We start from the raw sequence: 21,068 nt of genomic DNA on the forward strand, positions 1-21,068 counted from the left end.
GCCAATGTCCACCGAAATCGAATTTGCCGACGACGATCAGGCATTCATCAATTCGCAGCAGTTCCAGGACATCAAGAGCTGGACGCACGACCATCTGCTCAGCCGCATCGAGGAGCTCGGCGCGGAATTCGGCCGCTGGTCGCGCGCATCGATCCAGCAGTTCGTCGAGCTGGAAGTCGACAGCTTCGTACGGCTGCGGCGGGTGCCGATCAACGACCGCGAGATGCAGCTCATCTCCGATGCGCTCACCAAGGAACTGGCGGGATTCGGGCCGCTGGAAGACCTGCTCAACGATCCCGCGGTGGAAGACATCCTCATCAACGGGCACACGAACGTTTACGTATCGCGCAATGGCGTGCTCGAACGCGAGACGCTGCGCTTCGCCGACACCGAGCATGTGATGCGCATCGTGCGCCGCATCCTCGCACCGCTGGGCCGTCGGCTTGACGAAGCCAACCCGATGGTCGATGCGCGGCTGCCCGACGGGGGACGCATCAACGTCATCATCGAACCGCTGGCCATCGACGGGCTTTCTGTATCGATCCGGAAATTCCGCAAGGAGCCGCTCACACCGGCAGACCTGGTCAAGCTCGGTACCTTCGACGCAGGCATGGCCCAGTTGCTCGAGATCGCCGTGCGCGCGCGCTGCAACATTCTCGTCAGCGGCGGCACGAGCTCCGGCAAGACCTCGCTGCTCAACGCCCTCGCGAGCTTCATTCCGCCCGCCGAACGGGTGATCACGATCGAAGACACGGCGGAACTCTCGCTCGGCCACACTCATGTGGTGCGCCTCGAAAGCCGCCCCGGCGGCTTCGACGGCACAGGCGTGGTTTCGATCCGCGACCTGCTGCGCAACAGCCTGCGCATGCGGCCGGATCGCATCATCGTCGGCGAAGTCCGGGGCGCCGAGGTGATCGAGATGCTGCAGGCAATGAACACCGGCCACGAAGGCTCGATGGGCACCATCCACGCCAGTTCCCCGCGCGAATGCCTCTACCGTCTCGAGATGCTCGCGGGCTTTGCGGGCTACCAGGGCAGCGAAGTGAGCTTGCGCCGCCAGATTGCCAATGCCATCGATTTCATCGTGCAGATCGGGCGCATGTCGGGCGGCCAGCGGCGCATCGTCTCGCTGAGCGAGATCACAGGCGTCAACGACAACGTCGTGGCGATGCAGGAGCTTTACCGCTACGACCCGATCGTGTCGCCCGACGGCGAAGAACGCGACCGATGGATATCCCTCGGCATCGCGCCTCACTCGCCCAAGATCACCCGCTTCCGTCAGATGATGACGCGTGCGCAAGGGGACCGCCGTGGATGAGATCCTGCTGGGCATGGCGTGTCTTGCGCTGCTGCTCGCGGCGGCAGGCATCCTGCTTTGGCAATGGGCGCGCGGGCGCCAGGAGCGGCGAGCCGCCTACCGCCACCTGGCACAGCAACTCGAGGCCAAGGCCGTGGCTGTCGCCGTGGAAGCTTCGCTATCAGCTTCGCCGCGCACCTCGTTCATCGACACGCCTGGCAGCGGCATCGCGGCAGACCCGTGGATGAATGCTGGCGGCGAGCCGCCACCGGAGCCGACGCACAAGGCACGCCTGCAGGCGCTGTTGCCCTCCTGGCTGGAAGGCGCCGTTTCGGTACAGGCGATCGCGCTGTGCGCTTTCGCGATCGTGGCACTTAGCGCGGTGGCCGGCCTGTTCGCCGGCTGGATCAGCGCCGCTGGGACGTTCGTCGTGCTACTGGCCCTGTCTCTGTTCGGGCTGTGGCTGCGCCTTCAGAAGTTTCGCCGCCAACTGGTCGGGCAGCTTCCCGCATTCATCGATTCGATGGTGCGCCTCATAACCATCGGCAACTCCACGCAGGCCGCGTTTCAACTGGCGATTTCATCCACGCAGGCGCCGCTGCAAAACTATCTCGAGCGCGCGGCCAACCTGGTGCGCGCCGGTGTGGACCTCGACCGTGCGCTGCACCAGACGGCAGCCAGCGTGCGCGTCGAGGAGATGTATCTCCTGGCATCCATCCTCGGGCTGGGCGTGCGCTACGGAGGGCGCGCGGACCTGCTGCTGGAGCGCGTTGCGAACTTCATGCGCGACCGGGAGCAGGCCCAACACGAACTCGTCGCAATGTCGGCCGAAACACGGCTGTCGGCGTGGATCCTCGGTCTCCTGCCATTGGGCGTGGGCGGCTTCATCATCATTTCCAACCCGGGCTACTTCCTGCGGATGTGGCACGACTCCACCGGCCAGATGATGATTTTCGGCGCGGTGGGCCTGCAGCTGCTTGGCACCGTTTTGCTCTATCGCCTGGCGAGGTTGACATGACGTTCACTCCCACGCAGCTCGCCGCATGGAGCCTCGCGCTGCTGGCGCTCGGTCTTTGCACCGCGGCGGCGGGCCTGATGGTCAACGAAGCGCGGCGCGCGCGGCGCGGCAAGGCCATCGGCCGCGCACTCCATCGCGACGATGCGGTCGTCTCGCCGGTCGTCGATGGCCTGTCGGAAGTCGAGGCCGCAAGGCGCGCCGGTGCCGACCTCCCGCTGCATTGGCTCAACACCCGGATCGGCAAGGCCCTGGTGGCCGACGAAGACCGGCGGCTGATCGACCAGTGCGGATTTTCCTCGGCGCGGGCGCAGCTCGTCTTTCTGGTCACACGGCTCGCGCTGGCCATTCTGTTGCCCACGCTGGCGCTGCTGTTCTGGCCCGGAGCGGTCTCGACGAGAAAGCTCACCATCATCGCGGCGTCGGCCATCGGCATCGGCTTCATGGTTCCGAAGTGGCTGCTCGGCCGACTGGCCGCCAAACGGCGCGAACGCGTGGCGCATGAGCTGCCGCTCTTCATCGATCTCCTGCGGCTTCTTCAGGGTGTGGGCTTGAGCCTCGACCAGAGCCTGCAGATCATGGCCAACGACTTCTCGCACGTCATGCCGGTGCTGGGTTACGAGCTGAATCTCGCCAACAGCCAATACAGCCGCGGCCGCACACGCGAGCATTCGCTGGCACGCCTGGGCACATTGCATGCGAACGACAACCTCGCGGGCATGGTTTCCCTGCTCGTGCAGGTCGATCGCCACGGCGGCGCCGTCCAGGAACCCCTGCGCATATTCAGCGACCGGTTGCGCGAACACCGCAAGTCGGAGATGAAAGCGCGCATCGGCAAGATCACCGTGAAGATGACCGGTGTGATGGTCAGCACGCTCCTGCCGGCGCTCGTGATCGTGACCGCCGGCCCAGGCTTCATCGCCATCATCCGTTCACTGGGAGCCATGTCCAAATGAACATCGCCTTGCATGACTCGAAGTGCGCCTGCGCGCTGCTTGCGTCCCTGATGATGCTGGCCGGCTGCGGCGGGCCCAAGGGCCTGTATCCGGCTGCGGCCGATGCGCAACAGCGGATGGCCGCAGAGGCTGCCGCGACGCAAAAGAACGCGGCGAACATCGACACCGCCGCAACGTACATGAAGCTCGTCGAGCAGATGCAGACGGACGGCCTGTGGTTCGCTTCGCTTGCACACATCGATGCGCTCGAACAGCGCTGGGGTGCCTCTCCTGATTCGAGCCGCATGCGCGCCGACGCGCTGCGCCAGACGGGCGAGACTGCAGGGAGCGAGGCAGCTTACAAGCGCCTGATCGGCACGCCGCTGGAGGGCGCCGGCTACCACGGCCTCGGACTGCTGGCGGGCGGGCGCAGCGACTATCCCACAGCCGTTGCGCTGCTGAAGGAAGCGCAACGGCGCAATCCGACCGATGCGGTGCTCCTGAGCGACCTGGGTTACGCCAGCCTCCGCGCAGGGCTCATCTCGCAGGCGCGCCTGCCGCTGATGCAGGCACTGCAACTGCGCTCCGACAACCCCCAGGCACAAGCCAACCTTGCGCTGTACCTCGAAGTCACGCAGCAAAGAGCGCAAGCCGACGCGTTGATGGAAGCCCACCGCATGTCGCCCGCGACGCGCGAAGCGATTCGCGAGAGTGCACGGCAACTGGGCGGTGCGCCGCTCTCTGCCGTGCAGCCGCTCCCCCGAGCGGCGACCATGGGGACATCGATCTACGACGACAGCACGGCGCCGCTCAAGCTCAAGGCGGCGCGCTGGCCCGGCATGGGCGGCCAGCAGGCCAATGCAGGCGCAATGACTTCCCGCAGTTCGATCTCACGAGGCACAGAATGAAGAACCCTTTTTCCCGCCTAAGGGCCGCCGGGCCGATGGTCGGCCTTTCTCTCTCACTGGCCGCCGCCATCGCCTCTGCACAGAACGCGCCCGCACAAGACGACACGGCCAAAGCCGCACCGCAGGAAGAGGCCGAGTACGACGAAGCACCGCCCCTGCAAGTTGGCGATGCCGCGACGAGCCTGCTCGCAAGGCAGCGAGACGGCAGCTTCGCATCGCCCACGGCGCGCCCCATTGCGGGTGATGTCGCACGCCGAAGCTATGAACGCTATCTGAAGAGCTTCGAGTATCCGATTCCCGAGCGCCTGAACTCGACAGTCAAGACCGGCAGCAGCGCAGGCGGCGGCAGGTAGCCGCCGGGCTTCGCTTTTCGAACGACGGCACACCATGAAGCTCTCGCGCTCCAGGACGAATCCGCGTACCCAACGTGGCGTCTATGCGCTCGAGTTCGCCATCGCGTTCCTGCTCTTCTTCACCCTGCTCTACGCCATCATCTGCTACGGCGTTCTCTTCGCCATCCGCTTCGGATTGCAGAATGCCGCCGAGGATGGTGCACGGGCAGCGCTTCGGTATCCGGTCGGCGCGACCACCAGGGCTGCCAAAGCGCACGACGTCGCGCGCGACCAGGCCAGCGGCCTGCTGCCTGTCGCGCCCACCGTGGATGCGAAGATCTGCCAAGTGGCCAGCAACGATTGCTCGGCCACCCGCGTGTGCAGCATCCTGTGGGAACAGCGGTGCCAGATCGTGGTCACGATCACCGCATCGGGCCTCAAGGACATGCTGCCGCCGCTGCCCGCTTTTGCCGTGCCCGACACCCTGGTTGCCAAGGCGAGCATGCTGCTCGACGGGAGAACACCATGACGAAGCGCATCGCAACGGCGCGGGAACGGCTCCGGTCCGCTGCCGGCCACCGATGCCGCCAGCGTGGCATTGCAGCGATCGAGTTCGCATTCGTCTTCACATTCCTGTTCCTTGCCATCTACGGCATCGCTACGTTCGGGGCGGTCCTGTACGTCCAGCAGACCGTGTCGCGAGCCGCCGAAGACGGCGCACGCGCGCTATCGCAGCCTTCCATGATGGGTCTTTCGGATGACGCCCTGCGCAGGCAGAGGGTCCAGGACGCCATCCACGAATCCCTGGCGGGTTCGCTGGTCGTGCCGGAAGCCAGCAGTGCAGACATGGCGAGCCGCCTAGGCTGGATCAAGAGCCACGTGAACGTGAATGTGGTGTTGACGGGTGCAGGCGGCTCCGCGCCAGCCACGGGAGCGGTCGTGACCGTGGCCTATCCCTACAGCGCCAACCGCCTGCTGCCTACGCTGCCTCTTCTGGACACCAGCCGCTGGATGCCGGACACGCTGACGGGCCGGACAACCGCCGTGCTTCCGTCGTGAAAGGCACACCATGAGACACGCATCGAAATCATCCCGCCAACGGTATCGCGGATCGATCATGGTCAACACGGCCATCGCGATGAGCCTGATACTGATCGTTCTGATCGGCACGGAACTCGGCTACCTGTTCTTCATGAAGAGGGAGCTTCAGAAGACGGTCGACCTAGCCGCACTGGCAGGCGCCCAGGCACTCAAGCCGTCCGCATGCGGCGTTGCTCAGCAGGCTGCAAAGGACAACGCCGCAAAGAACTTTCCGGTCGGCATCGACCCGCTGACGGATGCCGAGGTGGTATGCGGCAACTGGGACCCGGTGTTTCGCGCCCCTCCGCTTTACTTCGGCGCGCCGAATGCCGGGGAGAAGTTGAATGCAGTGCGCGTTTCCATCACGCGGAGCCCTTCGATGCTGCCGCTCTCGTTCACCGGAAACGCCCAGCATTCGATCGTCGTTTCCGCCATCGCGTACCAGTCGATACCGCAGGCGGTGCTCAGCATCCGGAGCACGCTGCTTTCCGTCGACTCGACCCAGTCCGCGCTGCTGGACACGGTCTTCGGAAAGCTCCTGGGTGGCAATGTGGCCCTCACAGCAGTCGGCTGGCAAGGTCTCGTGACCACGCAGATCAACCTGCTGTCATTCCTGGATGCCATCGCGCTTCAGGTCGGCTTGCAGGCCGGTCAGTACGAGCAGGTGCTCAACTCGAACATCACCGCGGGAAAGATGTTGAAGGCGCTGGCCACGGTTCTCGAGAAAAATGGCGCGCTGACGGGGATAGCGCTCAACGGCTTCAACGACATGACCGGGCTGACGACACAGGTTTCCAATGTCCAGCTCAGCGTTGCCGAGATTCTCGGGGTTGCCACGGGTACGCCCAGCAGCGCACTGGACCTCAATCTGCAGGCCTTCCAGCTGACGCAGGCCTTCGTTCAGCTGGCCAATAGCCAGAGTGCAGTGTCCCTCAGTGCCCCGTCAAACCTGCTTGGCCTTGCCAACGTGGTCACCACCGTCAAAGTCATCGAACCGCCGCAAACCTCGGCCATCGGAAACCCCGAGTTGGCCATGCTGGACCCCTTGGGGGCAAACGGCATTCGCGTTCGGACGGCGCAGGTGCGTGCGTTGATATCGGTGGACTTCACGACCGCACTTACCGGCGTCATCAACCTGCCCAATGAGGTCTTCAAACTGACGCAGCCGGTAACCGACCTGCTCAATAACCTTCTTCACTTGAACCTGTTCGGCGTCGTCGAAAACTTGATCTGCATCGGATGTGAGTCACAGGTGACAGACCTGCGCCTAGTGCCATCCCCATTTCGCATTGATATCAACCTCGAGGTAGCAGCAGGCAAGGCTCACGTCGACAAATACAGCTGCCCTGCAGACGGCAGCAAGACGCTGTCTGTGATTGCGGACACCTCGGCCGCCACCCTAAGCGTGGGAAAGATCGGCAACAGTGCCGCGGAGGCCGCCACGCAAGCCTTCGCCAGCAAAGATCCCCCGAAAGTAGAGCCCATTCCTCTGGTTGATATCGGTTCGATGACCGCCAAAAAGACTTGTCTTTTGGGTTGCGTCTACACCTGGAAAAAGGGAAACACGTGGGTCAGCGATGACAAGAGAAGTACGGCCGATCGGCAGGCCTTTACCGGCGGTGGCATCGGCTTGGCGATCGACAAAGCGCCCGTAGCAGGCTCAAGCGACACCCTCGAATTCGTAGCGCCCGCAAACAGCAACCTGCCAGACATCTCTGCCAGTCAGATTCCTACGCCGTATCAACCCGTCGCTGCGAGCAATTTCGTGGGTAGCCTACGCCAGACGCTGGCACAGCTCGACATCCACATGTACAAGCCATCGGTCGACAGCCCCCTGGGCGACCTCCTGGCGGGCGTGGGAAACACCATCGACGTGGTCGCCGGTTTGCTTCGGCAGGCGATCTCCGCGGTTCTCTCGCCTCTCATCGACCCCTTGGTGAACACCCTGCTTACTGCGCTCGGCATCGATCTCGCAAAGACCGAAGTTGGAGCACGGCTGTCGTGTCAGGGCGGCGCACAACTGGTTTATTGAATCGATTCTCATGAGTGCCCCCAACTTCGACGAACTCGACCTCTTTGTCTGGGAAGGCAAAGCCGACATCCTCGACCGCATCGCGCGGTGCATGGCGAGCTTCGACGTGGAGGTGATCCGGGCCGACGGCATGCCGCCTCCGCCGCAGGACCGCGGCACGGCGCTGCGACCGTCGGTGGCGATCATCAGCGTCACCGTCATCGACAGCGGCGGGCTGGCGCATGCGACCGAGCTGCTGCAGGGCATGCCGGTGATCTGGGTCGCGGCGGGGTCGCGCGAGCGCGACTCGCGCACCTATCCGCCCGAGTACCTGCACGTGCTGCCTTACGACTTCACCTGCGCCGAGCTGCGCACGATGGTCGCGAAGCTGGTGCGGCAGCTGCGCGCGCGCGAAGTGGCGCCGCAGGCGCCCGACGTTCTTGTTGCGCACTCGGAGGCAATGAAGGCGCTGCTGGCCGAAGTGGGCGCCTTTGCCGACTGCAACCACAGCGTGCTGGTGCGCGGCGAGACGGGCGTGGGCAAGGAGCGCATCGCGCAGCAGCTGCACCTCGGGCACCAGCACTACAGCAAGGGCGCGTTCGTGGCGGTGAACTGCGGCGCGATTCCCGACGGGCTTTTCGAGTCGCTGTTCTTCGGCCACACCAAGGGCTCGTTCACGGGCGCGGTGCACGCGCACCGCGGCTACTTCGAGCAGGCCACGGGCGGCACGCTGTTTCTCGACGAGATCGGCGACCTGCCGCGCTACCAGCAGGTGAAGCTGCTGCGCGTGCTGGAAGACAGCGCGGTCACGCGCCTGGGCGCGACGGCGCCGGTGCGGGTCGACTTCCGGCTGGTGGCGGCCACCAACCGCAACCTGCGCGAGATGGTGGCGAGCGGCGAGTTTCGCGCCGACCTGTTCTACCGGCTCGCGGTGATCGAGCTGCACGTGCCCAGCCTCGAGGAGCGCGGCGAGGTCGACAAGATCGCGATCTTCAAGGCGCTGCTGGGCAACGTGCTCGGCGACGAGCTCGAAGCGCTCGGCGAAACGCCGCACTGGCTCAGCGATGCGGTGGCCGAGACCTACTTTCCAGGCAACGTGCGGCAGCTGCGCAACCTCGCGGAGCGCGTGGGCGTGATCGCGCGGCAGCTGCACGGCTGGGACCAGAACCTGATCCAGCGCGCGATTGCGCTCACGCGCGGCACGCCGGCACCGGCGACCCCGAGCGAGCGCAACGGCATGGGCAACGGCAACGGCTCGCTCGATGGCAGCGGCGACCGCAAGGGCTGGAACAGCAGCGAGCGCAACCGCATCATCGCGGCGCTGGAGATCAACGACTGGAAACGCCAGGACACCGCGCAGCATCTGGGCATCAGCCGCAAGGTGCTGTGGGAGAAGATGCGCAAGTACCAAATTCTCGACGGCGAGCCAGGCATCCCCGAGGACGCCTGATCTCTCAGCGCGTCGACAGGCGCGAGGCCTTGCGCAGCGGCGGGTTCGCTCCTGCCGCGCCCACGGTGCGTTCGGCAACGGGCTCGCTCGCACACGCCGTGTTGCTCGAGATGCACAGCGCACCCAGCAGCCCGTCTTCCGTCAGCACCTGCCGCCTCGGCGCGCCAAAGAGGCGGTCGATCCAGCCGTTGGGGCCGGCCGGGTCGATGCGCAGTTCGCCGGTGGTGCGTGCCAGGCGCAGCTCGGAGATGCGCAGGTCGAACACGCCATCGATGTAGTCGAACAGCAGGGTGTAGTAGTCGAGCTGCGCGTCGAGCACCTTGGGCAGGGTCTCGCGGCCGAACTCCATGAGGCGGCGGCGGCCGCGGAAGGCCTGGCCGGCCGTGCTCACGGCTTCCATCAGCTGGCGCTCGCGCTCGCGGCCCGACACGGTGCGCGCCCACGATGCCGATGTGAGCTCGAACAGGTTGAGCTTCACGCTTTCGAGCTTGGCTTCCTGGTTGGCGACTTCGGCCAGCGCCGACTTCAGGCGCAGCTGCCGGTCGAAGCCGTTGCCGAAGTTCCAGCTGAGTTCGAAGGCGGCGCGCGTCGGGTCCTGCGGCGACACGCCGCGCGGGTCCTTGCTTTTCACGAGCACGGCGTCGAGCGAGGGGTAGAGGCTCGCGTCCTGCTGGTCGGCCAGCGCCTTGGCGCGGTCGATGCGGCCCTGCGCCTCGGCGATCTCGGTGCTGCGCGACTCGGCGCGGCGCAGCGCCTCTTCCTGCGAGGAGATGCGCCACTGCGCCGGCGCCGCGAGCACGGGCAGCGACTCGGCATTGGGCGAGAACTTGAAGTAGTTGCGGAACTTGGCAAGGGCCTCGTCGCGCTGCGCCTCGAAGTCGGACTCGCGCGCGGCCACCAGCGCGCGCCGCGAGGCCGCCATGTTGAGGTCGTTGTCGCCACTCACGCCCAATGCCACGCGGCGGGCTTCGGCCTTGGAGATTTCGGCCACCACCTCGGTGGCCTTGTGCGCGATCTGCTTCTTCAGGTCGAAGCGCTGCACCTGCAGGTAGGCGGTGAGCGCATCCAGCACCACCTTCTGCGAGGTGGTGACGACGGCCTCGTCGTCTGCCTGGTTGGCCGCTTCGGCGGCGCGCTGCGCCGCGCTCATGGCGCCGCCGTCGAGGAGGCTCACGCGCGCCTCGGCGGTGAGCACGGTGTAGCTCTGCGTCTTGGCATTGGCCGCGCCGCTGTTGTAGTTGCCGGACGAGGTGCCGAACTTGAAGCGCGGGTAGCGCGCCTGCCTGGCCGCGTCCACGCCGTAGCTGCTGGTGTTGGCCGCGGCCTGCGCGGTCTGCACTTCGGGGTAGTCCTGCGACAGCGCGACCAGGGCCTGCTTCACCTGCTGGGTGTAGCTCGCGGCGCCGAGCGAGGGTGGAGACAGCCGGCGCGCGAGCAACAGCCGGGTACCCGCCTCCTGCTGCTCCTGCGCGAAGGCGACGGGCGGCAGGACGAAGCTCGCGCACAGCGCTGCACAGACAACGCCGGCGCCCATGCGGCGTCGGTCGGCCGGTTGGCGGTACTTCATGGTTCGCGGAAGGCTTCGCGCCGCAGCTTGAGCACAGGTCGCAGGATGTACCAGATGAACGGATCGGTGCCCACACGCAAGTCCACTTCGGACTCCATGCCGGGCGTGATGCGGTTCTCGTCGCGGCCCACATGGGACTGCGACATGCTGATGAGCAGCCGGTAGTACGGCGCGCCGCTGGCGATGGCGGGGTCGCGGTCGGCGTCGGCCGCCACCAGCTTGACCTTGCCGTCGACGGCACCGTAGCGCAGGTAGTCATAGGCGGTGATCTTCACTCGCGCCGGCTGGCCCACTTCGATGAAGCCGCGGTCGTTGGGGTTGAGCCGCGCCTCGACCATGATCTCGTCCTCGTCGGGCACCACCTCGAGGATGGATTCGCCGGGCTTCACGACCCAGCCGGGGCTGGAGTTGCGCAGGCCCTTGACGATGCCGTCCGACGGCGCCTTCACCACGGTGCGCGAGCGCTGGGTGCGCGCGCGCGCCAGGTCTTCGCTCAGGCTCGCGAACTGTCGCTCCACCGTGGCCAGTTCGTCCGACGCGCGCCGGCGAAAGCGCCCTTCGGCCTCGGCCATCTTGGCCTGCGCCTCGGTGATGGACGCGTTGGCGGAGATCACGCCCTGGCGCGCCACGGCGAGTTCGCTGCGCACGCCTTCGGCCTGCCGGCGCTTCTCGAGCACCTCGACCTGGCCGACCAGTTTCTCGCTGAACAGCTGCTCGGAGATTTCGAGCTCCTTCTGCATCAGCGCCAGCCGGTCGCTCAGGCCCTTGACCTTGGCCTGCTGCTCCAGCTGCTTGCTGCGCGCCTGCTCCAGGCCCGACACGGCGCCGGCCATGACACCGCGCTGTTCGAGCGCGCGCGCCTGGTAGGCGCCGGTCTCGCCTTCGAACACGCTTTCGTCGATGTCGGCGGCGAAGGATTCACGCTTGAGCGGCTGGCCGCGGCTCTCGGCCATGAGCCGCACGCGCGTGGCCTGCGTGGCCGCGTAGCGGGCCGAGAGCTCCTCGAAGTTGAGGCCGCTGCCGCCAAGATCGATCTCGACCAGCGACTGGCCCTGCTTGACCTTCTCGCCTTCCTTCACCAGCACGTTGCTGACGATGCCGCCTTCCAGATGCTGGATCGACTTGACGCGGTCCGAGGGGATCACGCGACCGGGTGCGACAACCACGGTTTCCATCGGAAAACCGAGGCCGACCAGCGCCAGCACGCCGATTGCGCCGCCGATGATCCATTGCCGCCGCCGCCCCTGCGGCGAGGCCTGGGCCGCGCGCCTGTCGTTCTCGTCCTGAAGAATCTGCGGCAAATCTGATTTCAAGTCGCGTCCCCGATCACTCGTCATTCGCTCTTCGTTCGTTCTTCGTCACGCCATCGAACGGGAGGCAGCGGCGCCCGCGCCGTCTTCCGCATCGCCCAGCGCCACCAGCGGCTTCTTCACGCCGAACAGCTTCGGCACCATCACCGCCGCCGCGCCCTGCTCCACGTTGCCCTGCCCCGTTACGTGATAGACCACGTTGGCGGCGGAAACGATGCGCAGCGAATGCGTGACCACCACCACGGTGCGCACCTTGGCCACCGCGAGCAGCGTGGCGAGCAGGTTTCGCTCGCTCTGAAAGTCGAGGTCGTTGCTGGGCTCGTCGAGCACCAGCACCGAAGGTTTGCGCAGGAAGCTCATGGCCAGCGCGAGCTTGCGCCGCTCGCCCACCGACACGCCGGTGCCGCCTTCGCCGATCATGGTGCGGTAGCCGTCAGGCAGCCGCGAGATGAAGTCGTGCGCGCCCGAGAGCTTGCAGGCCGCGACGATCTGCTCGTCGCTCTGGCCGGGCGCCGTGCGGCGCATCACGTCGATCAGCGAGCCGCCGAACCAGTAGACCTCCTGCGAGAGGTAGCTGATCCAGCGCGACAGCTCTTCACGGCCGAACTGCGAGAGGTCGTACTCGCCGATGCTGACGATGCCGCGCGTGGGCGTGTACAGGCCCGACAGCAGCTTCACCATGGTCGACTTGCCCGCGCCGTTGCGCCCGACGATCACGTGCAGCCCGCCCGGGCCGATGTCGAGGTCGACGTTTTCCAGCACCGGCTGCGCGGTGTCGGTGAAGCTGAAGCTCACGTCCTTCAGGGTGATGCGGCCGAGCGGCTGCGGCAGGGTCATGCCCGTGGGCGGTTTCTCGACCGGTTCGCACAGCACGCTCTCGAGCCGCTTGGCGGCTTCCTTGGCGGTGGCCAGCGAACGCCAGTTCGACACCAGCCCGGCCACCGGCTGCAGCGCCTTGAGCGCCAGCATGTTCGAGGCGACGAGGCCGCCCACCGTCATCCACTGCTCCATCACCGAGACGGCGCCCACGGTCACCACGATGACCGAGAACACCGTGAGCAGCACGGTGGTGCCGTCGCGTGCGGTCTCGATCTGGCCGTTCTTGCTGAAGCTCTCGGTGAGCCAGGCGTTGTAGGTCTGGCGCCACATGTCGCTGATGGGGCCGTCGTTGGCCTGCGTCTTCAGCGTTTCGCGCGCATGGCAGATCTCGGCGGTCATGCGGTCGAGGCCGCGGCCGCGCTGCACTTCTTCCACGCGGCCGGCGCGGACCTCGTCGGCCCACCACCAGGCCAGGAACGACATGATGGCGAGAAACGCCGCCACCACGGGCAGCACCGGCAAGGCGACGATGCCGATCACGGCGAGCGCGAAGATCGCCATCGGCAGGTCGAAGATCGATTGCGCGAGGCCGCCGGTGACGGTGCCGCGCACCGAGCCCACGTCGCGAAAGTATTGCTGCCACACCGAGGCGGGACGTGCCTCGAGCGCGCGCAGCGGCCGGGCCAGCATCGATTGCAGCAGGGCACCGGAAACGCCGTGGTCGATGATGGCGCCCGCGTTGCGCAACAGGCGCGAACGGCGTGTGCGCAGCCAGAACTCGATGCACAGGAAAAACAGGATGCCGCTCACCAGCGCAGCGAGCGTCGAGAAGCCGCTGCGCGACAGCACGCGGTCATACACCTGCAGCAGGAAGATGGAGGGCAGCAGCCCGAACAGGCTGATGGGAAGCGAACGCCATGCCGCGCTCTTCACGAGCGGGTAGGCCGCGCGGAACGCGGCGTTCAGTGCCCCGGCATAAGGACTGGCACCCGGCTCGTCCGGCGTTTCGGCAACCAGCTGGCTGGGCAAGAGAAACTTGATCATGGGAAAAAGCCGATCCGTCGTGCAATGACGCCTGAGCCATTATCAACTGTTACCTCACTGTTACAAGGCAATAATTCACGCTCCGGCCAGCACCAGTGCGATGTTGGCGCACAGCAGCATGCAGAGCACCCAGGCGCATAGCAGCTGCGCCCAGCCCAGCCACCAGCGGCGCATCCGCGGCCGCCGCCGCGGCGGCGCCTCATGGTCGAAGGGCGATTGCGGAAGTACATCCCATCTCGTGCTCATGGCAGTGCTTTCAAAACCCGGGCCAACCGGGACAGGCCTACGCCTGCGGAACTCTTCGCCAACACCCAGTCGCCGGGCTGCAGCAGCCCGCCGAGCGCGGTCGACAGGTCGGACACATCGACGAACCAGTGCGAGCGAACCTTTGTACGAATGCGCGCGTGCAGTGCCCGCATCAGCGGGCCGCACAGCAGCACGCGGTCGGGCTGCGAGGCCAGCAGCTCGGCCTCGAGGTCGAGGTGGTGGCGTTGCGCGGCGGGGCCGAGCTCCTGCATGTCGCCGAGGATCGCCACGCGCCGTGCCGGCTCGCAGGGGGCCTGCGACAGCATCTCGAGCGCCGCGCGCATGGAGCTCGGGTTGGCGTCGTAGGTCTCGTCGATCAGCTTGAAGCTGCCGCCGCCGATGTGAATGGTGTGCAGCGCACCGCGGCCGCCCGGCGGCTCGAAATGCGCGAAGGGCTCGACCGCCGCGGCCAGCGGCAGGCGCATGGCCTGCAGGGCCGCAAGCGCGGCGATGGCGCTTGCGCCCATGTGGCGCCCCGGTGCATTGAGCCGCAGCTGGAAGGGCTCGCCCGCCACCAGCGCCTGCACCTCGCCGTGGTCGAAGGCGAGCAGGCGCACGTCGGCATCCTCGTGCTCGCCGCAGGTGACGATCTGCAGCTGCCGCGCCGTTGCCGCTTCGGCGAAGGTCGCGAACTCGGGCATGTCGCGGTTGAGCACCACGCTGCCGCCCGGCGCCATGGCCTGCAGGATCCGGCTGTCGAGCCGCGCGGCGGCTTCGGTCGGGCCGCGGTGCTTCTGCGACGCAGCCGAGAGCCCCGTCACGACCAGCAGCGAAGGCCGCACCAGCTGCGCCGAGGCCGGCATGTGCGAGGTGCCCATCTCCAGCACCCAGTAGGCGGCGTGCCGTGGCATGCAGGTCATGTTCCAGGCGATGCCCGATGGCAGGCTGACGTTGCCCTCGGGTTGGCCGACCTCGCCCCACACGGTGAGCGCGCCGGCCAGCATGGCGGCCACGGTGCCACTGGCGACGCCGTTCGCCGCGCCGCTGCCGAGCACGCCGCACACGCGGCCGGTGAACTCGGCGCGCGCATGATCGCCCAGCTCCAGCACGGCCTGCAGCACGTTCGGCACCTTGAGCACGGGCACGCGCTTGTCGAGGTGCGGCTTGGGGTCGGTGCACAGCACGGCGGCGGCCGGCTGCAGCACGCCCTTGAGCGTGACGGCGGCCAGCGGCGTCTTCGACGGCCGCGCCTGGTGGTCGAACACCACGCGGCCCTTGCGCATGAACGAGCGCTGCGCCACGCCGGTGGCGCGCCAGCCGTCCTCGGGCTTGACGACCCATTCGCCGTCGGTGACGTGCGCCATCTCGCTCGCGGTCCAGGCGGCGCCGTCGTCGCGCACGCCGCCCACGCCGGCACTCCCGCCGCCGCCCGCACCGGGCAAGGTGCGCCGCTCCACCAGGTAGCGGTGGTAGGCGGCGAAGCCCGAAAGGTAGTGCTCCACGTCGTCGATGCGCACGCGAAACGAGTGATGGCGGATGAAGAACGAGCCGACGATGCTCGACGGCCGGCGAAAGTACATCGCCATCTCGGGCCAGAAGAAGCCGTTGAGCAGGTAGTGCGCGCGGTAGTCGAGCGCGCGATAGAACTTCTCGGTGTCGAGCTCGTCGAGCAGGTGCCGCATCGCGGGCATGCCTTCGAGCCGCTGGAGCATCTGCTGCGCGGCCAGCATGAGCTCGAGCAGCGTCGGGAAGGTGGTCTTCCGGTCGAGCACGAAGTCGAGATACCCCGCCACGTTCTGCAGGCCGAAGCGGAAGTACTTCTCCTGCGGGCTCCAGTGCGTGAGTTCGTGGACGCAGCGGCTGAGCCAGTGGTCATGCACCTGCCAATGCTGGCTGGCGATGAAATGGTCGAAGGCCTTCTCGACCGCGGCCAGCCATTGCGGCTCGCGTGTGAGGCCGTACAGGCGCATGAGGCCGTAGGCCGCCTCGCCGTCGTAGCAGACGATGCGCGAGGCCTGCTTGAGCGTGAGGTCGGCCGCGTGCAGCACGTGGTTGAAGCGGCCGGTGGACGCATCTTGCAGCGACACGATGCCGAGCGCGAGCTTTTCCAGCAGCGGCAGCCAGTGGCGCGTGTCCATCAGCTCGCTGTACTTCACCAGCGCGAGCACGCAGGCCGCATTGCCGCCGAGCTTGATCTCGCCGCCGGTGTCGACCAGGAACGCCACCGCGCGCCCATCCGCCAGCGTGTAGTCGCGGATCAGCGAGGCCGTGAGATGGTCGAGCGAGCGGTCGATGGCCGCGCGCAGCGTTTCGTCGCGCGTGAGCTCCCACGCCTCGAGCATGGCGTGGAGCGCGCTCGCATGGCGCGCCGCGTCGTAGGTCGGGATGCGGCGATCGAAGCACGGGAAATAGCCGTACACGAAGAGGCCGTCGCTCTGCACCTGGCGCGCGAGATACGAAGAGCCGCTGCGCACGAGGTCGAGCACCGACTGCGGGTTCAGCGCCGGCAGCTGCCGGCGGCCCGCATCGAGCCCCGTACCCACGAGCTTGTGCACCACGCCGTCGGGCTGGCAGAACACGCCCACCGTCGCCAGCAGGTAGACCGGCTGCTCCGAGGGCATGCTGTCCAGCGGCGGCGAACACTGGAAGCGCTCCTGGCCGTAGACCTCGAAGTTGCGCGGGTTCACCACCGAATGCGCAATGGTCGAGTCGCCGCACAGCATGGCGTTGGCATTGAGCTCCTGCTCGGTGAAGGCGAGCGCGAAGTCCTGGTCGAAGGCCAGGCCGAGGCGGAAGTAGTTGCGCTTGACGGCGGTGAGCTGCGTCTTGAACTGCACCCACTCCATCGGGCTCGCGCCCTCGACCCAGTCGATGCGCAGCCACGGCGACACGACGCCGCGCTCGCGCACCCAGCGCTCGACGCGCCCGGCGCCTTCGCGCCAGGCGGTTTCGAATTCGGCGGCCCGCGCGTGCACGACGTGTGCGCGCTGCGCGCCATCGCTCACGGAGAAGAACAGCGTGAACGCCGGATAGGGGGGCGGCAGCGCCGCGCACAGCGAAGCCAGGCGTTCGTGGCAGGCGTGGAGCTGGTCTGTGAAGGACATCATTCGGCCCCGATCCAATGCGGGAGACCGGCCGCGCCCGTCATCTGCTCTCGCTTCGATGGCGTGTGCGCAGACCGGGAACTGCCGTCGAAGTCATCGCGGTGATCCGGCTTCAGCGGTAGCTGAATTCGGCTCGGCGATTGAGCTGATAGCCCTCCTCGGTGGTTTCGGTGGACGCGGGTTTCTCCACGCCCCAGCTGATGGCCTCGATGCGCTCGGCGGGCACGCCCAGTTGCGTGAGCGTGCGCTGCACGGAGTCGGCGCGGCGCTGTCCGAGCGCGAGGTTGTATTCGCGCCCGCCGCGCTGGTCGGTGTGGCCTTCGATCACGATCCGGCTCGCCGGCCGGTTGCGCATGAAGCCCGCGTGTGCCTCGACGACGTTGCGGTCGCCGGGCCGGATGTTGTACCTGTCGAAGTCGAAATAGACGATCTTCGCCACGCCGGCCGGTCCGTTCTGCACCGGCGGCGGAGGGGGCGGCTCCACCTTCGCCACCGGGGCGGCCGCGCCCTTGTTCGAGTAGTAGTAGGTTGCGTCGTCGCGGCCCGTCTTCGGGGCCGCGCAGCCCACGAGGACTGCGCCGAGGGCGACGATGGCCAGTGTCTGGAAATTCTTCTTCATATCGATCCTTTCGGGGGACAGGCCGGTGGCGGCCTGTCCCTGGTGCTGCGCTCCCCCACTGCTCCTTCTGCGTTCTTGTTGCCGTTCAGCCCAGCAGGCCGTGCAGCACGTTCGTCACGGGCGACAGGGCGGTGCCGGTCGGGCTGTGATCGACCAGGCTGGTGATCGGGGTCACGACGTCGGTCACCAGCGGAGTGACCGCGTGCGTGACGCTGCCCACCAGGTCGCCGGCCGGGGAAGCGGCCCCCGAACCGGCCAGGATGTCGGTCACCGGGGCGAGCAGGTCGGAAACCGCGCTCGTCGGGTTCGATGCCACCGGAGCAGCATCGGTCACGCCGCTCACCACGCTGGTGACGGGCTCCAGGATGTTTGCCACCGGGCTGCTGCCACCCGACAAGCCGCCGAGCAGGCTGCCCACCAGGCCGTCCTGGCCCAGGAGGCTGCCGACGAGGCCGTCGTTGCCGACCACACCATCGAGCAGGCCGCCGGTGCCGCCACCGGTCGCGCCGCCGAGGACACCGCCCAGAAGGCCGTCGCTGCCGAGCACGCCGTCGAGCAGGCCGCCCGTGCCGCCATCGGTCACGCCGCCAAGGACGCCGCCCAGAAGGCCGTCGCTGCCGAGCACGCCGTCGAGCAGGCCGCCCGTGCCGCCATCGGTCACGCCGCCAAGGACGCCGCCCAGAAGGCCGTCGCTGCCGAGCACGCCGTCGAGCAGGCCGCCTGTGCCGCCATCGGTCACGCCGCCGAGAACGCCGCCCAGAAGACCGTCGCTGCCGAGCACGCCGTCGAGCAGGCCGCCCGTGCCGCCATCGGTCACGCCGCCAAGGACGCCGCCCAGAAGGCCATCGCTGCCGAGCACGCCGTCGAGCAGGCCGCCTGTGCCGCCATCGGTCACGCCGCCGAGAACGCCGCCCAGAAGACCGTCGCTGCCGAGCACGCCGTCGAGCAGGCCGCCCGTGCCGCCATCGGTCACGCCGCCAAGGACGCCGCCCAGAAGGCCATCGCTGCCGAGCACGCCATCGAGCAGGCCGCCCGTGCCGCCATCGGTCACGCCGCCGAGCAGGCCGTCGCCGGACACGAGGTGGGCCACGCCGTCGGTCAGGTAGTCGACCTGCGCCGTGACACCGTTCAGCAGTGCTGTCGTCGTGCCCTCACCGAGCAGTTGATCGGTCAGCGGGCTCAGCAGGCCACCGGCGCCGGCCGCCACTTCGCCCACGACGCCATCGACCGGGTCGAGCACGTTGGGGTTGTTCTCCGAGAAGCTGCTGCCGAGCACCGGAGCCAGCAGGCCGCCGGCGGCGTCGGTCAGACCGTCCGCGAGGCCGACCACCGATCCGAGCGTGTTCGCGAGACCAAGCTCGCCCACCAGGCCGGTATTCAGGCCATCGACCAGGTTGCCGGCCATGCCGTCGGCCGGGTCGAACAGGCCAGCGCCCGTGCCCGGGGTGCCGCCGTCGCCGAGCACACCGCCGAGCAGGCCACCTTCGCCGCCGAGAACGCCGCCCAACGGGCCTTCTTCGCCGAGCACGCCGCCCAGCACGCCGTTTTCGCCGAGCAAGCTGCCGAGCAGGCCGGTGGTACCGAGCAGGCCGCCCGCGAGGCCGTCTTCGCCCAGCACGTCGGAGAGCGTGCCGTTCGTGCCGAGCAGCGAGCCAACTGCGCCGTCCGGACCCAGCAAGCCACCCAGGGGCGTGCCTTCGCCGAGCAGGCTTCCGACCAGGCCGTCCTCACCCAGAACGCCGCCGAGCAAGCCACCGGAAAGACCGTCGTTGCCGAGCACGCCATCCAGGGCTCCGCCGTCGCCGACCACTCCGCCAAGCAGGCCGTCGAGGGCGCTGCCCTGGCCGATCAGGTCGCCGACGAGGCTGCCTTCACCGAGCAGGCCTCCAACCAGGCCATCGTCTGCCAGCAGGTTGCCGACCAACCCGTTGTCGCCGAGCAGGCCGTCGAGCGTGTTGCCGACCACACCGCCGTCAGCCAGCAGGCTGTCGAGGCCCAGGCTGGAGGTCAGGCCACCGAGCGGGCCTTCATTGGAAAGGAGGTTGTTCAGGCCGTCGGTCAGGTAGTCCACCTGGCCGTTCAGATGACCGATCAGCGCATCGGTCACGCCCTCGCCGAGCAGGGTGTCCACGATGGGACTCAGGCTGTTGCCGAGCGGGTCGGTGATGTTGCCGACGACCTCGTCGACCGGGTCCAGCGCGTTGGGATCATCGCGGGTGAACTCGGAGCCGAGCAGCGGTGCCAGCACGCTGTCGACCACGTCGGTCACGCCGTCGACCACCGGGGCCACGGGAGCGAGCGCGCCGCCCAGGCCAGCGGTGCTATCGACCGCGCCGACCGCGCCACCGACGAGGCCGTCGCCCGGATCGAGCAGGTGATCGCCGTCTGCATCTGCATCTGCATCGGCATCGGCATCTGCATCTGCGTCGGCATCTGCATCTGCGTCGGCATCGGCATCGGCGTCTGCGTCTGCGTCTGCGTCGGCATCGGCGTCGGCATCGGCATCTGCGTCTGCGTCTGCATCGGCATCTGCATCTGCATCTGCATCTGCATCTGCATCTGCATCTGCATCGGCGTCAGCATCCGCATCCGCATCGGCGTCGGCGTCGGCGTCGGCGTCGGCGTCGGCGTCGGCATCACCGTCCGCATCCGCATCAGCGTCCGCATCGGCGTCGGCATCCGCATCGGAGTCGCCCACGCCCGAAAGGAGCAGCGGGACCGCGCTGTCGCTGCCGCCGCCACCGCCGCCGAGCGCGGCGCCGAGTGCGGCGGCGCCCAGGGCACCGAGTGCGAATTCACCCAGCCCGATGCCGCTGCCGGCTGCGAGCTTCTTGGTCACGGCCAGGGCAGCGGCATCCGCATCGCTGTCCGGCGGGGTCACTTGCAGGTCGCCCGAAGCGACGTCCACATTCACTTGTTCGAGGCCGCCCGGCAGCTTGGTCGAGCCGATGGTGGCATCGGTGCCGCCGGTGAACACGCCGGCCAGCGGAGCCTTGTTGGTCGCCGAGCCGGGAAAGAGAACGTTGGCGTGGCCGTCCTGCGGAACGATCACGCGGTCGCCGGCCACCAGTGTCTGATTGCCATCGACCGGAATGCGGACACCGTCGCGCATCACGGCGACACCCGGCGTGGCATTCGATAATGTGCCGATGCTGGACGGGCCAGCTGCAGCGGGCGCCGCCGAACTCGCCATGGCAGGAGCGCCTAGCGGAGTAACGGTGGCCTGGGCAATGACCACGGGAGCACCGCCTGCGGCGGCAAGTCCTTCGGTCGAATTCGTCGATGCTTGTTGAGCGGTCATGGCAGCCTCTGTGACAAAAGATGCCTACTC

16 protein-coding genes are annotated in these 21,068 nt (G+C 67.6%); 9 read left to right on the plus strand and 7 right to left on the minus strand.

Translation table 11 applies throughout. From position 1 onward, the window contains the following. The first annotated feature begins 4 nt into the window (after positions 1-4). The 9 genes from ACEN9N_RS20285 to ACEN9N_RS20325 are packed head-to-tail and all read left to right on the plus strand — an operon-like array spanning position 5 to position 9,028. Positions 5-1,318 carry a TadA family conjugal transfer-associated ATPase gene (locus ACEN9N_RS20285; protein ID WP_413314314.1) on the plus strand — a complete coding sequence of 438 codons (1,314 nt, stop codon included), beginning with the start codon at positions 5-7 and terminating at the stop codon, positions 1,316-1,318. Continuing rightward, positions 1,311-2,315 carry a type II secretion system F family protein gene (locus ACEN9N_RS20290; RefSeq protein ID WP_413314316.1) on the plus strand — a complete coding sequence of 335 codons (1,005 nt, stop codon included), beginning with the start codon at positions 1,311-1,313 and terminating at the stop codon, positions 2,313-2,315. The genes ACEN9N_RS20285 and ACEN9N_RS20290 overlap by 8 nt, the downstream gene beginning before the upstream one ends. Beyond that, a complete protein-coding gene (locus ACEN9N_RS20295) occupies positions 2,312-3,268 on the plus strand; it encodes a type II secretion system F family protein (protein ID WP_413314318.1) in 957 nt (318 codons plus the stop codon). Before ACEN9N_RS20290 ends, ACEN9N_RS20295 begins: the two co-directional genes overlap by 4 nt. Beyond that, positions 3,265-4,155, plus strand: a complete 891-nt coding sequence (locus tag ACEN9N_RS20300) for a hypothetical protein (protein WP_495654394.1) — start codon at positions 3,265-3,267, stop codon at positions 4,153-4,155. Before ACEN9N_RS20295 ends, ACEN9N_RS20300 begins: the two co-directional genes overlap by 4 nt. Continuing rightward, entirely contained in the window at positions 4,152-4,508 is a 357-nt protein-coding gene (locus tag ACEN9N_RS20305; protein ID WP_413314321.1) for a DUF3613 domain-containing protein, read from the plus strand. Before ACEN9N_RS20300 ends, ACEN9N_RS20305 begins: the two co-directional genes overlap by 4 nt. Before the next feature lie 34 nt (positions 4,509-4,542). After that, positions 4,543-5,016: a TadE/TadG family type IV pilus assembly protein gene (locus tag ACEN9N_RS20310; RefSeq protein ID WP_413314322.1), complete on the plus strand. Its 474-nt coding sequence runs from the start codon at positions 4,543-4,545 to the stop codon at positions 5,014-5,016. Next, on the plus strand, positions 5,013-5,546 hold the full coding sequence (locus tag ACEN9N_RS20315; RefSeq protein WP_495654395.1) for a TadE family protein: 534 nt from the start codon (positions 5,013-5,015) through the stop codon (positions 5,544-5,546). The genes ACEN9N_RS20310 and ACEN9N_RS20315 overlap by 4 nt, the downstream gene beginning before the upstream one ends. A gap of 58 nt (positions 5,547-5,604) precedes the next feature. Further along, entirely contained in the window at positions 5,605-7,599 is a 1,995-nt protein-coding gene (locus ACEN9N_RS20320) for a TadG family pilus assembly protein (protein ID WP_495654396.1), read from the plus strand. Between the two features lie 10 nt (positions 7,600-7,609). Further along, positions 7,610-9,028 (plus strand): sigma 54-interacting transcriptional regulator, encoded by a 1,419-nt coding sequence (locus ACEN9N_RS20325; protein ID WP_495654397.1) that lies wholly within the window; start codon positions 7,610-7,612, stop codon positions 9,026-9,028. 4 nt (positions 9,029-9,032) lie between these two features. Here the strand turns inward: ACEN9N_RS20325 and ACEN9N_RS20330 are convergent, their stop codons facing one another. The 7 genes from ACEN9N_RS20330 to ACEN9N_RS20360 form a co-directional block, all read right to left on the minus strand. Next, on the minus strand, positions 9,033-10,595 hold the full coding sequence (locus ACEN9N_RS20330) for a TolC family protein (protein ID WP_495654398.1): 1,563 nt from the start codon (positions 10,593-10,595) through the stop codon (positions 9,033-9,035). Continuing rightward, positions 10,592-11,908 carry an HlyD family type I secretion periplasmic adaptor subunit gene (locus ACEN9N_RS20335; RefSeq protein ID WP_007838298.1) on the minus strand — a complete coding sequence of 439 codons (1,317 nt, stop codon included), beginning with the start codon at positions 11,906-11,908 and terminating at the stop codon, positions 10,592-10,594. Before ACEN9N_RS20335 ends, ACEN9N_RS20330 begins: the two co-directional genes overlap by 4 nt. Positions 11,909-11,953: 45 nt before the next feature. Continuing rightward, positions 11,954-13,768: a peptidase domain-containing ABC transporter gene (locus ACEN9N_RS20340; RefSeq protein WP_495654399.1), complete on the minus strand. Its 1,815-nt coding sequence runs from the start codon at positions 13,766-13,768 to the stop codon at positions 11,954-11,956. A gap of 75 nt (positions 13,769-13,843) precedes the next feature. Continuing rightward, positions 13,844-14,014 carry a hypothetical protein gene (locus ACEN9N_RS20345; RefSeq protein ID WP_495654400.1) on the minus strand — a complete coding sequence of 57 codons (171 nt, stop codon included), beginning with the start codon at positions 14,012-14,014 and terminating at the stop codon, positions 13,844-13,846. Further along, a complete protein-coding gene (locus tag ACEN9N_RS20350) occupies positions 14,011-17,121 on the minus strand; it encodes a glutamate ligase domain-containing protein (RefSeq protein WP_495654401.1) in 3,111 nt (1,036 codons plus the stop codon). Before ACEN9N_RS20350 ends, ACEN9N_RS20345 begins: the two co-directional genes overlap by 4 nt. A gap of 109 nt (positions 17,122-17,230) precedes the next feature. Then, positions 17,231-17,737 (minus strand): OmpA family protein, encoded by a 507-nt coding sequence (locus ACEN9N_RS20355; RefSeq protein WP_007838288.1) that lies wholly within the window; start codon positions 17,735-17,737, stop codon positions 17,231-17,233. A gap of 85 nt (positions 17,738-17,822) precedes the next feature. Beyond that, entirely contained in the window at positions 17,823-21,038 is a 3,216-nt protein-coding gene (locus tag ACEN9N_RS20360) for a hypothetical protein (protein ID WP_495654402.1), read from the minus strand. Positions 21,039-21,068 lie beyond the last annotated feature (30 nt).

It is taken from the genome of Variovorax sp. Varisp46 (assembly GCF_059491885.1).

Bases quoted from the DNA above. Each gene is read 5' to 3' on its own strand.
- ACEN9N_RS20285 (WP_413314314.1), top strand. From the start codon at position 5: ATGTCCACCGAAATCGAATTTGCCGACGACGATCAGGCATTCATCAAT.
- ACEN9N_RS20295 (WP_413314318.1), top strand. From the start codon at position 2,312: ATGACGTTCACTCCCACGCAGCTCGCCGCATGGAGCCTCGCGCTGCTG.
- ACEN9N_RS20300 (WP_495654394.1), top strand. From the start codon at position 3,265: ATGAACATCGCCTTGCATGACTCGAAGTGCGCCTGCGCGCTGCTTGCG.
- ACEN9N_RS20305 (WP_413314321.1), top strand. From the start codon at position 4,152: ATGAAGAACCCTTTTTCCCGCCTAAGGGCCGCCGGGCCGATGGTCGGC.
- ACEN9N_RS20310 (WP_413314322.1), top strand. From the start codon at position 4,543: ATGAAGCTCTCGCGCTCCAGGACGAATCCGCGTACCCAACGTGGCGTC.
- ACEN9N_RS20315 (WP_495654395.1), top strand. From the start codon at position 5,013: ATGACGAAGCGCATCGCAACGGCGCGGGAACGGCTCCGGTCCGCTGCC.
- ACEN9N_RS20320 (WP_495654396.1), top strand. From the start codon at position 5,605: ATGGTCAACACGGCCATCGCGATGAGCCTGATACTGATCGTTCTGATC.
- ACEN9N_RS20325 (WP_495654397.1), top strand. From the start codon at position 7,610: ATGAGTGCCCCCAACTTCGACGAACTCGACCTCTTTGTCTGGGAAGGC.
- ACEN9N_RS20330 (WP_495654398.1), bottom strand. From the start codon at position 10,595: ATGAAGTACCGCCAACCGGCCGACCGACGCCGCATGGGCGCCGGCGTT.
- ACEN9N_RS20340 (WP_495654399.1), bottom strand. From the start codon at position 13,768: ATGATCAAGTTTCTCTTGCCCAGCCAGCTGGTTGCCGAAACGCCGGAC.
- ACEN9N_RS20345 (WP_495654400.1), bottom strand. From the start codon at position 14,014: ATGAGCACGAGATGGGATGTACTTCCGCAATCGCCCTTCGACCATGAG.
- ACEN9N_RS20350 (WP_495654401.1), bottom strand. From the start codon at position 17,121: ATGATGTCCTTCACAGACCAGCTCCACGCCTGCCACGAACGCCTGGCT.
- ACEN9N_RS20355 (WP_007838288.1), bottom strand. From the start codon at position 17,737: ATGAAGAAGAATTTCCAGACACTGGCCATCGTCGCCCTCGGCGCAGTC.
- ACEN9N_RS20360 (WP_495654402.1), bottom strand. From the start codon at position 21,038: ATGACCGCTCAACAAGCATCGACGAATTCGACCGAAGGACTTGCCGCC.